14 protein-coding genes are annotated in these 13,813 nt (G+C 67.0%); 11 read left to right on the forward strand and 3 right to left on the reverse strand.

Translation table 11 applies throughout. The features are described 5' to 3' along the window. Nucleotides 1–19: 19 nt before the first annotated feature. Genes FBR43_RS12275 through FBR43_RS12285 form a run of 3 tightly spaced genes read right to left on the reverse strand, consistent with a single transcriptional unit; the run spans nt 20 to nt 3,998 of the window. On the reverse strand, nt 20–721 hold the full coding sequence (locus FBR43_RS12275) for a hypothetical protein (protein ID WP_249276576.1): 702 nt from the start codon (nt 719–721) through the stop codon (nt 20–22). After that, nucleotides 718–3,729 (reverse strand): HsdM family class I SAM-dependent methyltransferase, encoded by a 3,012-nt coding sequence (locus tag FBR43_RS12280; protein WP_249276577.1) that lies wholly within the window; start codon nt 3,727–3,729, stop codon nt 718–720. The genes FBR43_RS12275 and FBR43_RS12280 overlap by 4 nt, the downstream gene beginning before the upstream one ends. Continuing rightward, nucleotides 3,726–3,998 carry an XRE family transcriptional regulator gene (locus FBR43_RS12285; protein ID WP_249276578.1) on the reverse strand — a complete coding sequence of 91 codons (273 nt, stop codon included), beginning with the start codon at nt 3,996–3,998 and terminating at the stop codon, nt 3,726–3,728. Before FBR43_RS12285 ends, FBR43_RS12280 begins: the two co-directional genes overlap by 4 nt. A 473-nt stretch (nt 3,999–4,471) precedes the next feature. Between FBR43_RS12285 and FBR43_RS16220 the strand changes: the two genes are divergently transcribed. The 11 genes from FBR43_RS16220 to FBR43_RS12335 all read left to right on the forward strand — a co-directional run bounded on the left by FBR43_RS16220 (nt 4,472) and on the right by FBR43_RS12335 (nt 13,813). After that, nucleotides 4,472–4,639: a hypothetical protein gene (locus tag FBR43_RS16220; protein ID WP_169542600.1), complete on the forward strand. Its 168-nt coding sequence runs from the start codon at nt 4,472–4,474 to the stop codon at nt 4,637–4,639. Nucleotides 4,640–5,631: 992 nt separating this feature from the next. Beyond that, nucleotides 5,632–5,955 (forward strand): DUF736 domain-containing protein, encoded by a 324-nt coding sequence (locus FBR43_RS12290; RefSeq protein WP_136943385.1) that lies wholly within the window; start codon nt 5,632–5,634, stop codon nt 5,953–5,955. A 42-nt stretch (nt 5,956–5,997) separates the two neighbouring features. Continuing rightward, entirely contained in the window at nt 5,998–6,870 is an 873-nt protein-coding gene (locus tag FBR43_RS12295; RefSeq protein ID WP_136943386.1) for a DNA -binding domain-containing protein, read from the forward strand. Between the two features lie 121 nt (nt 6,871–6,991). Beyond that, a complete protein-coding gene (locus FBR43_RS12300) occupies nt 6,992–7,267 on the forward strand; it encodes a helix-turn-helix transcriptional regulator (protein ID WP_136943387.1) in 276 nt (91 codons plus the stop codon). After that, nucleotides 7,264–7,794, forward strand: coding sequence for a DUF2840 domain-containing protein (locus FBR43_RS12305; protein WP_136943388.1), 531 nt, complete (start codon nt 7,264–7,266; stop codon nt 7,792–7,794). The genes FBR43_RS12300 and FBR43_RS12305 overlap by 4 nt, the downstream gene beginning before the upstream one ends. Continuing rightward, nucleotides 7,791–8,375, forward strand: coding sequence for a S26 family signal peptidase (locus tag FBR43_RS12310; RefSeq protein WP_136943389.1), 585 nt, complete (start codon nt 7,791–7,793; stop codon nt 8,373–8,375). Before FBR43_RS12305 ends, FBR43_RS12310 begins: the two co-directional genes overlap by 4 nt. Further along, on the forward strand, nt 8,372–8,716 hold the full coding sequence (locus FBR43_RS12315) for a DUF736 domain-containing protein (RefSeq protein WP_136943390.1): 345 nt from the start codon (nt 8,372–8,374) through the stop codon (nt 8,714–8,716). Before FBR43_RS12310 ends, FBR43_RS12315 begins: the two co-directional genes overlap by 4 nt. Next, nucleotides 8,716–9,423 (forward strand): lytic transglycosylase domain-containing protein, encoded by a 708-nt coding sequence (locus FBR43_RS12320; RefSeq protein WP_136943391.1) that lies wholly within the window; start codon nt 8,716–8,718, stop codon nt 9,421–9,423. Before FBR43_RS12315 ends, FBR43_RS12320 begins: the two co-directional genes overlap by 1 nt. Nucleotides 9,424–9,658: 235 nt before the next feature. Beyond that, nucleotides 9,659–11,398: a relaxase/mobilization nuclease domain-containing protein gene (locus FBR43_RS12325; protein WP_136943392.1), complete on the forward strand. Its 1,740-nt coding sequence runs from the start codon at nt 9,659–9,661 to the stop codon at nt 11,396–11,398. A gap of 10 nt (nt 11,399–11,408) precedes the next feature. Beyond that, entirely contained in the window at nt 11,409–13,382 is a 1,974-nt protein-coding gene (locus FBR43_RS12330; RefSeq protein ID WP_136943393.1) for a conjugal transfer protein TraG, read from the forward strand. Then, entirely contained in the window at nt 13,379–13,813 is a 435-nt protein-coding gene (locus FBR43_RS12335; RefSeq protein WP_136943394.1) for a CopG family transcriptional regulator, read from the forward strand. Before FBR43_RS12330 ends, FBR43_RS12335 begins: the two co-directional genes overlap by 4 nt.

Consider the following 13,813-nt stretch of genomic DNA (forward strand, 5'->3'; position numbering starts at 1 on the left):
GAAGAAGTCGGCATTGTGGTCATGACAGCCAGAGATGCCAGATCGCGATTGGGCCGGGGCCAGTGGTGCTACCGAAATAGGCGAAGTTCCGGGTGTGACGAGATCTGGCAAGGTCCGCACCATTTGAGCCGATCGGCTGCGGCATGTCTTCGATCGCGTATTTCGGCTTTTTCAGGCTCTTCGCCTTGGTCAGGAACGGGCTCAACACTCCGGTTGTCGTCGCTCCATCCCGAACGTACGCAAGCATGAACGCTTCGCCACAGCCCCAAGCGTATTCGCCGTCAATGAAGCGTTGGAGGCCCTTGGAACAATAGAGACCAATGGTCTTTTTGGCCGGTGCATCAATGATCTTTGCTTCTACGACTAGCGGGAAATTACGGTTCCGGTTCGTAAGCCAGAGCGAGAGATCGGGACGCTTTTCGATTCTCCCTCCCGAATAGCTCGGTGTCTCGGCTCCACGCGCCGCGCACAGCACCAGCTGCCCCCATAGAGGGTCGTCATCGATCATCGCGTTGAGTCTCGCTTGAAGGAGCGCCGTGACCTCCCCCTCGCTGCCGGACGTCAGTGTCTTCGGCGCCTGAGTCGCCACCGCCGCGAAGGCAATACGCAGGCGTTCGGCGATAATCTCGAGATGTACGCTTTGCAGCGCGGCGAGCGGCAAGGTGACGCCTCTCGTCAGCGCGTCGATCTGATCGGGCCGTGCGTGCAACGCCTGGCTCATCCCTCGACTCTGCCCTGCAGCAGGTCGAGATGGGACCAACCGATCCGCTGGGCGAGCAGTCTGGCCTGGGTTACGCTCCAATAGCGGCGCTGCGCAAGGCGCCCGATGCGCAGCCCCGAGGTTTGCCTCAAGAGTATCTCCGTCGCCGCTGCGTGATCGGCGACCTGCAACAGACCCTCCCAGCCGATGCTGGACTCTTCGTGATCATCGCCGACACTGATTTCCAATGCCTGCCATGGGGATGTCGCCGGCTGCGACACGGCGCGGACTTGGACCGACGTACCGAACCGGTCGGTCCAAGGACGTAATTCGCCGAGCAGGATGTCGCAAAAGAGTGACTGTTCATCGGTCGATGGCGGCCGCTCGGCCTCGCGCCGGTTCGTCGAAAATGGTAAGTTGAACTCGAGCGTGTCGGAGATCACCTGGAGGTCACGCTCGCTCAGCCCGTAAAGCTCGGCGACCCAGTCATCGACCGCGTCCCAGCTGCACAGCCCCGCGCTCAGGTCCGTGTAGAGAGCGCGGACTTCTTCTCGCTGCGTGGACGTAAGGTCACGATATTCAGGCAGTGGCACGTGATCGACGATGACCTTCTCGACGACCTCTCGCTCAAAGCCGAATTCGCCGCTCGTCACTAGCGCGAACCAGGTCACCAACCGGCTACCGAGCACTAGCGCCAGATAGTGGGTGAGCTCCGTCGCATCGGCGCAATCAGGCGGGCTATAGCCGTAGAAGGTCTCGTTGAAGATCGCGTCAGTCGTCGAGATGGCAACGCCTATCCTCCCCGAGCTGACCGGCGGAGACTTGTGGACGACAACCAGTGGGCCGTTGAACAGCTCGCGCGCGCGCAGCCGGTGGACCCGCTGATGCGAGAACGGCTTGAGCTGCTGCGCGTCGATCATAATCGGCGTGAACGTGCCCGCTGTTATTTCCGGCAGCCCGTGAAGCGATGAGGCGTCGTAACCAGGCAGTCCGTCGCCGCCGCGGACCGGCCTACTGCTCGGGCGTAGCCGCTGGTATCCATTGCCACTTCCTCGCAGATTTCGACCATCTACGAGGCCGAAAGTCTCGCGCCAGAATGTCTCCAGCGTCCTGTGACCCTGGCTGCGGATGCGCCGCAGAATACCGAGGTCGGCCTTGCTGCCGCGGAACAGGATTTTCAGCACCTCGGGTGTCTCGGCGAGCTCGTGGACGGAGACGATTTCCGCATTAATGGCGTCGACCCTCATCACGCCGCTGGCGTTAAGCGACCGTTCCACCCTCGGGCTGATGAGGCGGAAGCCCCCGCTCGACGATGGTAGGCGGTTGGTCGCGATCAGGAGGCAGAAAGGCGCCGCGATCTCTGGCCAGACCTTCGTCTGGCGCAAATCGGTACCATTAATGATCGAAGTGACATCAAGTGCTTGAAACAGCGCCAGCCGCGCCTCATCCATCCCATCACCCTGCTGAAAGAGCAGGCGGGCGTGAAGCGCGAAAGAAATCTGCCCACCGGGCTTCGCCCATTCCATCGCCCGCCAGACGAACGGGAGATCGAGGACTTCGTTGGGGACAGGGGCCGACCCGATGACCTCTCGCGATTTTGCGATCTGCGAGACGGTCGTGGTAACGAGGTTCCAATCGCGGAGGCCGGTGCCGCTCGACCAAGGGGGGTTACCCACGACGAGATCGTAGGCGCTGTTATGTTCGTTGCCGACGAGGGGGCCTAAACTGCCCAAGTCTCCGCCGATCCCCTCATGCGTGTTGAGCAGCCGCAGCACGGTTCCGCGCAACTCCTTAAACCGGAGTTTCTCTGCAGGGCGGGGATCGGGATCGAGTTCAATCGAGATCAGATACAGTCCGAGTTCCGCGAACCGCAGCGCGGCCTCGTCAATGTCGAACCCGCATACTTGATGATAAAGGATATTGCGCAGCGTCGCGGTATCCGGGCGCACGCCGGTCATTCGCCAATGCGCTGCGACCAGCTCTCGGAAAGCCGTCAGCAGGAAGACTCCAGCACCGGCCGCCGGGTCGAGGATTCGGGACGCACGCACCGGCTCCTGCCGGTTCAGCGCGCGAAACGAGGCGCGCACGAGCAGGTCGGCGATTGGACGCGGCGTATAGAAGCCGCCTTGACGGCGCTGCCGTGCCGGAGCGTGATTGCGCAGATAAAGCTCATAAGCTTGGCTGAGCACGCCGACGGGAATGTGCGCGAAATCAAGATTGTCCCAGCGCTCTTCCCAGCCGAGGAACAACTGATCGCCATTTGCTCGCCGCAGCACGTTACCAAGCACATGGCAGCTTGCCCTGTCCAAGCGTGCGAATAGACCTTCGCTGAGCGGAAGTAGGTCGCCGTTGAACGTGTCGTCGAGCCAAGTCGATGTAGCTTTGGCGCGGTCGGCATCATCGAAAAGGGAGGCGGCTGCGCTTGCCATCCTCGAGGGCAACAGACCTCGATCCGCCATGAAGCGCGTGAACAGGGCCCGTCCCACCAACGAAATCGCATCTTCATCCGCGATGCGGTGCTTCGAAATCAGGGTGTCTATCGAGCCCGTCAGAAGATTAAGGACGACGTCAGAGATCCAATCGGTCTTCTTCCGCTCGGCGTCGGGACGCTTATTGGCCAATTGCGCGAAGGTGGTGCCGCGGGCCTGCGTGGACGGGTCGAGTTCGACACGCGCTTGTTCCGGCGCCTTGCTGTCGAGTGCCAGATGATACACGAGCAGTTGGCCCGGTCCGACGAGGCCCACATAGGGCGCATCGCCGCGCATGGCGAGGAGGCGCCGGATGCGATGCAATTGCTCGTCATTTGCCACGTCGTCGGCATCGATGAGGAAGATCAGTGGGGCGTCCTGCCACTCGTAAACAGCCGCGATATTCGCCAGCACGTCATCACCTGCCGCGCGCGCCGAGAGCAACGTCGCATAAGGTAGCAAGCCAGGTCCATCGGCGTCGAACAAGCGCAGATCGTCGGCCTGCGCGCCGAACGGCAGGAGATTGTCGACAAGCGCGGGCCGGCCACCGGGGGAGCTCACTGGCGCAAGTCCATGCTGGTCTGGCGATCGCCCCCGAAATGCCCCCGGCGCGCACCGCCCCGTGGCTTCTTCATCGTCAGCGCCACCTTCGAAAGCACCTGCCGAAAGTCTCCGCCGAGCTCGCTCACACCGACCATCAGCACAACGATAAGTGCCAGATGCGAGGGCAGTTCGCCCGTGCGCGCATAGTTGGAGATCGAATTGGGATTCATCCCGATCAGCTCGGCGAACGCTCGCACGCTCAAGCCGATTTTCGACAGCTCTGCCATAAATTCTGCGTACGGCATGCTCGTCTGCTCACAGGATTTTATGTGCCATATCACATAGATTTATGTAGGTAAATGATAACGCGTAGGTCGCCTTCAACGCGAAGGCGCTGGTCCTGTGTCGCGCGGCATTGGTTAAGCGCTTCATCGGGCACACCAGCGTTCGGCTTCGACGGAGCCTCTCAATTCGAGCGGCTGCGTCGACGAACCTCCGATGTCGCTAATAGCGGCCAGTCCGAAAGTAGCCCATCGGCCCTAGCTGATCCTTCGGGCCGTCCTGCGCGAGATCCACCCACGCTCTTTGAGGCACTTCCTTGGTCCGGCCCGCGGCCTGACGCCATCAACCCGTAAAGGGTCCGCTTACGCTTCGCGTGCGGCCGCTTGGCTGCACCTGCGCGGTGATTGCGGCCGTGCGCCGAACACTTCGGGCGCCTGTCGAGCGGGGGCGGTCCCCGCTCCCGGACAGGAGCATCGAAATGCCGCTCATCCTCGCTCAGAAGAACGCCTGGAACCTCGCGCATACGCTCATGAAGATCGTCGTGGTATTCCGCACCGAAGGTCGCGATTTCGGCGTCGCCGAGGCAGAGGAATATGATGGCGATCCTGCATCGATCGTCCGCGAATATGATCCGTTCGCGCGCTGATCGCGCGCGGAGCAGCTTCGCCGCCGTGCGCCTCCGCGAGGGTCCGCCTTCTTGGATGATGAAGTGACCGGGCGGCGCGGATGTGACCAATATAGGCCCGGGTAGCACGGGTTCTCAGCTCAGATCGGGCATCACGCGGCGCAGCGCACTTGGCAATCTCACAGGCGACCTCGGCTAAACGTTGATGATGAAGCGGAACGCGGGGATCATTGGAGCGCACACTGGCGGCGCCTGCGGAGCCGCCAGAGGTCGCGCGCCTTGGTTTGCCGCGTCGCACACTCGCACGGCCGGGGGTCAGGTCGGCGGCTGGCCCACAGGCCCGCGCGCACGCCGCCCTGCCGGCCGGCCGTCGGCGAGAGTGCCTATTTGTTGGGCGCTGCACGGCGGCTGCCCGCCTGCGACGGTGAACATCGCCGATCGGACGCGCCCGGCGCTCCGCGATCGGCGGCGCACCGGGTTCGGGTCGGGATTCTGCCGGATGCATGCGCGTTCAAGCTGCGGCCGGTTCCCGCTTCCCGTTAGGGCGGCGGTGCCGGGAAGCGGATGCTGAGGGATCGGCAGACGCGAAGTTGACGCTGCTTTCGGCGGTTGTAGCCCGCGTCCCGGGTCCGGTGCCGGGATCGATGAGGCAGCGCATCTCCCATGGCGATATCCGGATGCGGCGTGCCCGGCATGGCGCTGATCGGTCAGGTCGCCTGAGCACCTCTTTGCCTTCATGCTGATCCTTTCGCCGGTCCGTCCTTTGATCCGAGCCGCGCGGGGTCTCGGTACATGGCGGTCTGGCCGGATGACGGCTGCGCCTCGAATGCCTTGCCGCAACTGCTGCCTTCGAACTTTCTTCCCCTGGGCTGGCGCCCATTCCTCGCGAGGCAAGAAACTCCGCTTCGCAGTCCTCCGCTTTGCTGCGGGCTGACGCTGCGGCGGCATCGCAACCGGCCGTTCGACGCCATCGAGACCGCATCGGGCGGCTCGAGAAATCGAAGGATAGGAACATGGCGAACATCGGCAGCTTCAAGAAGGTCGGCGAGGAATTCCAGGGCTCGATCGTGACTCTCAGCGTCCAGGCCAAGGGCGTCCGGATCGTTCCGGAAGACAATCGCCCGAACGAGAATGCGCCCACCCACCGGGTCTATGTCGGCCGCGCGGAGATCGGCGCCGCCTGGGCCAAGACCTCCGCCGAGCAGCGCGACTATCTCGCGGTCAAGCTCGACGATCCCAGCTTCACCGCTCCCATTTACGCCAACCTCTTCGCCGACGAAGGCGGCGACACCCACAGCCTGATCTGGTCGCGCCCGCGCCGCGCCAGCAACGACTGATCCGAACCAAGGCGCCCCGCCGACCGGCGGGGCGCCTTTCGCATGCTCTGTCCGATCGGCTCCGCTGTCCCCTCGCGCGCGCAAGGGTGCGGCGAGTTCGGGTCTTCGAGGCTGCCCCGCGGTTGGCGAGCCTCGCGCCGGGAATTGTCCCGGTCCGGAGCGCTTACCGTCGCCATCTGCCCGCCTTTACCGGCGCAATCCGCCGGCGTCGCGAAGCACGATCGCGCCGATTTCGCGCAGGAGTTCCTGCGGCGGAATGCGGCCTATCGCGCCGGCTGGGCACGGCTGGGCGCGGCGGGGGCGAATGCGGGAGTGCGCGACGACGCGCGCCGCTGGGGCCTCTGCACGTTGTTCGATCCCGCGCGTTCGGCGCGCGCGGCCCCTGCGATCTGGCGCGCGGAGGCGGCCTCGCAAATCGTCTCGCTCGCGCCGGCGCCGCACCTTTCAGATGCCGCGCCGCTTCCTGATATGCGGCCCTGCGCGGAATTCGGCGACGACCATGCGCGCAACATTGTCGTCGATCGCGACGGCGTGCGTCATCGTTTGCGCCTGTTGGCGCCCGAGCCGGACGCGCGCTTGGCGATCCTCCTGCCGCCGCTCGGCGATGCGCTTCGCGCCGCTGCGTGCGATGCGGCACGGCGGATGATCGCAGGCCTGGCGGTTGCCGAGCCCGCCTCGGCGCTTCGCCCAAGCGTGCTTCAGCGCCAGCGATTGGCGCTGCTCCTGCGCGTCCTCGACGCATCGCTCGCGGGTGCCGGCAATCGCGAGATCGGCACTGGGATCGTCTATCCTTGGCTGGCGGGAACCGACGCGGCCGCATGGAAGTCGACAGGCGAGCGGCGGCGCGTCCAGCGCCTGCTCGCCGAGGCCCGGCATCTCGCCGCCGGCGGCTATCGCGGCCTGCTCAAACCCTGAGGGCGACATAATCGGGGGACCGGGTTCGGCCGCTCCCTTGGCCCCGCCTGCGACCGCCATTGCAGGCCCGTGATTGGAACGGGCCCGCCGCGCTTGCCGGGCCATCGCCCGGAGAGCCTCGATGACCGCCGAACCCGCCCAGCGACTGCTGCGCACACCCGATGCCGCACTGCTGCTCGGCCTCTCCGCGCGCACGCTCGAGAAGCATCGCTGCTATGGCACCGGCCCCGTCTACCGCAAGCTCGGCGCGCGGGTCGTCTATGCCGTCGAGGATCTGGTCAGCTGGGCCGAGCAGGGCGTTCGCCGCTCGACTTCGGATCGCGGTGTGGGAACCGTCCATCCGGCCAAGCCAATCGATCCCGCCTTGCTCGAGCGCAAAGGCGCGGTGCGGCGATGAGCGGCGGTTCCGGCCTTGCTGCTGCGCGCGGCGTTGTCCCCGCACCGGTACAACGCTCTCCCGCGACGGGGACAACCACGGTCGAGCTGACCTGGATCGAGCAGGCGACCGAGCGCTGGATTCGCTTCGGAACGCCGATCCTCGACCAGGTTCTGGATCGTCGGCGCCGCCTGCTCACCTTCGCGCCGAACAGCGTGTTCGCCTTCGTGCGCTGGGCTTCGAACGATTACGGCACGACGCTGTCGCGGCTCGACATCGTGCGCGCCGTCGGTCCCGACGAGGGCTATTCGACGCTGCCCTGCGTCACCCCCGGCGGCGAGTTGCTGCTGCATCTTGGCGGCTGGCCGCGCGTGCGCGCCGGCCTCGCGACGATCGATGCCGTCGAGGATCTCGGCATCGATCCAGCCGCTGTGTCGCACGATTATTGGCGCCATGCGCACAACCGCCTGATCGCCGGCCATCGCCCCCGCGCCTATTCGCGCGACCGGCATCGCGCCTGGCTGCTGCGCCGGGAACTCGGCGCATGAAACGCTTCACGATCCTCGTCGCCGGCTATTGCGCCATTGGCGCCGTCGTCGCGCCGGCCCTGGTCCGTCCCGCGCCGCGACTCGTCTGGAATGCGAGCGCCAGCGTGCCGATTGGGCTCTACGCGGCGCGCTCGCCGGACGGCATGCGCCGGGGCGACCTTGTCGCCGCGCATGCGCCCGCGGCGGTCGCACGGCTGATGGCGGAACGGGGCTATTTGCCGCTCCGCGTGCCCATGCTGAAGCACGTCGCGGCGACGGCGGGACAGACGGTCTGCCGATCCGGCGCGCGCGTCTCGATCGACGGGACGCCGGTCGCGGAGGCGCGCTCGCAGGACCGGATCGGCCGCCCTTTGCCCGTCTGGTCCGGCTGCTGGACGCTGCTGGGCGGCGAGGTACTGCTCCTTAATTCTGCATCCGCCGACAGCTTCGACGGGCGCTATTTCGGGCCGGTTCCCGCCCGCTCGATCACCGCGATCCTGACGCCTTTGTGGCTCCCCGGCACCGCCGGCGAAGCGCCCGAAGCTGCGCGGACCAGCGGGCAACCCGCTCCCAATCCGGAGACGAAAGGACCTTCGAGATGATCAAGATCGGTGAATTTCATGTGCGCGGCGACGGCTTTTCCGGGCGGCTGGTGACGCTTGGAATCGATGTGGCATTGACCCTCGTTCCCGCGGCGCCGAGCGAGAGCAGGAACGCGCCCGACTACCGGGTGCATGCCGACGAGGATGCCGACGGACCAGAGGTCGGCGCGGCATGGAAGCGCACCGGCGAACGCGCCGGCGCCTATGTTGCGGTCGTCATCGACGACCCGCAATTCCCGCGTCCGATCCGTGCCAATCTCTTCCGCCCGGGCACCGAGGGACAGCCGCATCTGCTCTTCTGGCAACGCCCCCAGCGCCGCCGCGACAGCAGCGAAGCGTGATGCGGCGCACGCTGGCCTGCGGATTCGCGCTCGCCTGCGCGGTCGCCGCGGGCGGATTCGCACGCGACGCGTCTGCGCAGTCCCGGCCGCTCGCTGCGCACTGCGGGCCGGCCATTACGCTCGCCGATGCGATCGCGCGCGCCTCCGCCCGCTTCGCGATTTCCCAAGGCCTGATCCACTCGGTGATCGCCGCCGAAAGCAACTTCATGGTGCGCGCGGTGTCGCCCAAAGGCGCGATGGGGCTGATGCAATTGATGCCGGGCACCTGGGCGGAACTGCGCCTTCGCTATGCGCTGGGCGCCGACCCTTTCGATCCTTGCGACAACATCACCGCCGGCACCGCTTATCTCCGCGAACTGCTCGATCGCTACGGCGATCCGGGCTTCCTTGCCGCCTATAATGCAGGTCCCGGCCGCTACGAAGCGTATCTCCGGGGCGCGCGGCGGCTGCCGGCAGAGACGCTCGCCTATGTCGCCAGACTGTCCTCGGCGCCGCTCGGCGACGTGGCCGTTCAATCGCCGGTTGCACCCGATCCCGATGCGTGGATGCGCGGCGACTTGTTCGTGGGGCGTGTCGAGTCGGCGTCCGAGCCCGTGGGCCACGCGCCATCAGCACCGCCAGCCGCGCCGAATGAAAAGAGCGAAGCGCGACCATCGCGATCGCCGGCGGACGCGATCTTCGTGGCCCGGACCGGCGCTCGGCAATGACCTGGCTTCGCGCGTCATTGCCCTGGCGCCTGGGTCCTCCGATCGGGGCGGATCGGCAGGCTTGGGAAGGAAAGAGGCGATGGCGAGATAAAAGCGCCGCCGTCGGTCGGCGGGCAAATGGTTGTGGCGATTGGCGAATTTGCGCCGTCGCCGTAGGTGCCCTGCCGTCGCTCTCCCGAATTTCCCCAACGATTTCAACACATCCGGCGCTGGCTCCCACCTGCGGAGCGGGTTGGTGACCCGGGACGATGACTCGTTCCGCGTCCGGCCTGGCAAGCCCCGGAGCCGCGGCTCGGGCAAGCTCCGGGCGCAGAGCCTTGCGGCCCAGGTCCGGCGCGCCGCAGCACGTGCCGGCTTCGCACGGCGCAGTCCGAGAGGCGGCTGCGGCACTGGGTGGCTTGGCCGCGGTCGTGCGGCGGCGCTGACCGGGCGGCGCCCGTCCGCTTCGCGGCGCGTCGTGATCAAGGCCCGGATCGTGCGCCATCACGGCGCCCGCTTCCGCGCCGCGCCGCTCGCCCGCCACATCGCCTATCTCGAGCGCGACGGCGTCACCCGCGACGGGCGCGACGCCTCGCTGTTCGATGCGCGTTCGGATCAGGCTGACGGCAATGCGTTTGCGACACGCTGCGGCGATGACCGCCATCACTTCCGCTTCATCGTCTCGCCCGAAGATGGCGCCGAGCTCGCCGATCTTCGGGCGTTCACGCGCGAGCTGATGGACGACGCCGCGCGTGACCTCGGCACGCGTCTTGACTGGCTCGCGGCCGATCATTGGAATACCGACAATCCGCGTGTCCATGTCCTGGTCCGCGGCGTCGCGGCCGACGGGGCCGATCTGGTGATCGATCGCGGCTACATAGCGCACGGGCTCCGCGATCGCGCCGAGGCTCGTGCCACCCTCGAACTGGGTCCGCGCTCGGCGCGCGAGATCGACCAGTCGCTTGCGCGCGAGGTCGAGGCCGAGCGATGGACCAGTCTCGACCGCGGTCTCGTCGCACGCGCCGACCACGATGGCGCGGTCGACCTGCGGCACCAGGGAGTTGCCGCGCCCGGCCGGCGCGACCTGCTGCTGACCGGCCGCGCGCAGACGCTCGAGCGGCTCGGGCTGGCGACGCCCGCCGGTCCGGCGCGCTGGATCCTCAGGCCCGCGCTGGAACAGACCCTCCGCGAGCTCGGTGATCGTGGCGACATCATCAGGACGATCCACCGCGCGATGCGCGACGCCGGCCACGCCATCCAGGAAAGCGGGCTGGCGATCCACGGTTCGCACGCATCCGAGCCGGTCGTCGGCCGCCTTGTCGCGCGCGGGCTGCACGACGAACTCGCCGGCACTGCTTATGCCATCGTCGACGGGATCGATGGCCGCCACCATCATCTCCGCTTCGCCGACCTCGAACTGACCGGCGACGCGAGCCCTGGCGCGATCGTCGAGCTGCGGCGATGGCGGGACGCGCGCGGCGCCGACCGATCGGTGCTTGCGGTGCGGAGCGATCTGCCGCTGGATCGACAGGTTCGGGCACGCGGCGCCACCTGGCTCGACCGGCAATTGCTCGGCGGGCCGTCCGGCCTCGCCGATCAGGGATTCGGCGGCGAGGTTCGCGACGCAATCGCCGCCCGCAAGGAGCATCTGATCGGTCAGGGGCTCGCCACCCGCCGGGCCGGGCGCATCGTCCTCGCGCCCAACCTCATCGAGACCCTCCGCTCGGCAGACCTGCGCGAAGCGGCGGCGCGCATCGCCGAGCGGACCGGGCTCGTCGCCCATGAGGCGCAGCCGGGATCGCGGATCGCCGGCACCTATCGCGAGCGGGTGACACTCGCCTCCGGCCGGTTCGCGATGATCGACGACGGGCTCGGCTTCCAGCTCGTGCCCTGGCGGCCGGCACTCGATCGCCAGCTCGGGAGCACGGTCGCCGGCACGCTGACCCCCGGCGGCATGGACTGGACCATCGGCCGCAGCCGCGGCCTGGGCATTTAGGAGAGCCCCCATGCAATCCTCCCGGATCCTCTGGGGCCAGGTGACGATCGTGCTGCTCATCGTGCTCGGCACGGTCTGGGGCGCGACCCAGTGGACGGCCCATGCGCTCGGCTATCAGGCAGCGCTCGGGCCACCCTGGTTCTTCGTGCGCGACTATCCCCTCTATCCGCCGCCGGCCTTTTTCTGGTGGTGGTTCAGCTACGATGCCTATGCGCCCGAGATCTTCACCCGCGGCGCGTTCATCGCCGCTTCGGGCGGGATCGCCGCAGTGGTGGTCGCGATCGCCATGTCGGTCTGGCGCGCCCGCGAGTTGAAAGTGGCCGAGACCTATGGATCGGCGCGCTGGGCAAGCCCGAGTGAAGTCGCTGCCGCGGGGCTGCTCGGGCAGGACGGCGTCGTGCTCGGCGAGTTGCGGGGCGACTATCTCCGCCACGATGGTCCCGAGCACATCCTCTGCTTCGCGCCGACCCGCTCGGGTAAGGGCGTCGGCCTGGTCATCCCGTCGCTGCTGACCTGGGCGGGCTCGGCGATTGTCCATGACATCAAAGGCGAGAACTGGACGCTGACTGCCGGCTTCCGCGCGCGGGTCGGCAAGGTCTTGCTGTTCGACCCGACCAACGCCGCCTCGGCGGCCTACAATCCGCTGCTCGAGGTGCGCCGCGGCGAATGGGAGGTCCGCGACGTGCAGAATGTCGCCGATGTGCTGGTCGATCCGGAAGGGTCGCTCGAGCGGCGCAACCACTGGGAAAAGACCAGCCACGCGCTGCTCGTCGGCGCGATCCTCCACGTCCTCTATGCCGAGCCCGACAAGACGCTCGCGGGAGTCGCCGCCTTCCTCTCCGATCCGCGGCGCCCGATCGAGGCAACCCTGGCGGCGATGATGTCGACCCGGCATCTCGGCGAAGCCGGCGTCCATCCGGTCGTCGCCTCGGCCGCGCGCGAGCTGCTCAACAAATCGGAGAATGAGCGCTCCGGCGTGCTGTCGACCGCCATGTCCTTTCTGGGGCTCTACCGCGATCCGGTAGTGGCCAAGGTGACGAGCGCGTCGAGCTGGGGGATCGCCGACCTGGTCGATGCCGAGGAACCGGTCACCTTGTACCTCGTCGTGCCGCCGTCGGACATCAGCCGGACCAAGCCGCTAATCCGGTTGCTACTCAATCAGATCGGCCGGCGGCTGACCGAGGAACTGCGTCCCGCTGCCAGGCGGCACCGGGTGCTGCTGATGCTCGACGAATTTCCTGCGCTTGGCCGTCTCGACTTCTTCGAGTCCGCGCTGGCCTTCATGGCCGGCTACGGTCTCAAGGCCTTCCTCATCGCCCAATCGCTCAACCAGATCGAGAAGGCCTACGGCGCCAACAATGCGATCCTCGACAATTGCCATGTGCGCGTGAGCTTCGCGACCAATGACGAGCGCACCGCCAAGCGTATCTCCGACGCGCTCGGCACCGCGACCGAGATGCGCGCGATGAAGAACTATGCCGGACATCGCCTCTCGCCATGGCTCGGGCACCTGATGGTATCGCGCACCGAAACCGCTCGCGCGCTGCTCACGCCGGGCGAGATCATGCAGTTGCCGCCCGACGACGAGATCGTGATGATCGCCGGCGTGCATCCGATCCGCGCACGAAAGGTCCGCTATTATCGCGATCGGCGCCTTGCCTCGCGCATCCAGGATCCGCCGAAGGACATGCCCGCATCGGAGCCGCGCGCGAATGACTGGACGAACCTGCCGATACCAGCCCGGTCCCACGCGCCAGTTGGTGGCGTCGACGAAGACGGCGATCCGGCAAATGGCGGCATCCGCCGCGAACCCGAACTGCCGGAAGAGCAGGAGATCGTCGCGCGCCCCCCGCCGCCGGCTGGGGAGTTCGAGTTTGACGATGGCTCAAGCGACGATGCCGCCGCTGCCCGGCGTCTGCAGGATCGGATGCGGGGCAACGCGCGACAGGCGTCGCTCGACCCCGGCGACGGGATCGTGCTGTGACCGGCCTGCGCATCAAGCACACCTTTCGGCTGCCCCCGGCGCTGTCTTCCGAGTTGGCCGACTATGCCGCGCGCAAACGTGTCACGCAGGCACTGGTGGTCGAGACCGCACTTGCCTCCTTCCTGTCGGGCGACAGCGCCGAGCATCTCGAGGCCGTGCTGAGCCGGCGGCTGGACCGGCTCTCGCGCCAGGCGGAAAAGCTCGCCTGGCATGTCGAGCTGACCAACGAGACGCTGGCGCTCTTCATACGCTTCTGGCTGGTCAACAATCCGCCGCTACCGGACACCGCGCTTCCGGCGGCACAGGCGATGGGCAAGGAGCGCTGGGAGCGCTTCGTCGAGACGCTCAATCGCCGCATGGAGTTCGGGCCGAGGCTGAAGAACGAGATCGTAGAAGATGTCGAACCCCCTCCGGGTGAAGGCCGCGACTGA

The sequence above is a fragment of the Sphingomonas baiyangensis genome, from assembly GCF_005144715.1.
Classification (GTDB): Bacteria; Pseudomonadota; Alphaproteobacteria; order Sphingomonadales; family Sphingomonadaceae; genus Sphingomonas; species Sphingomonas baiyangensis.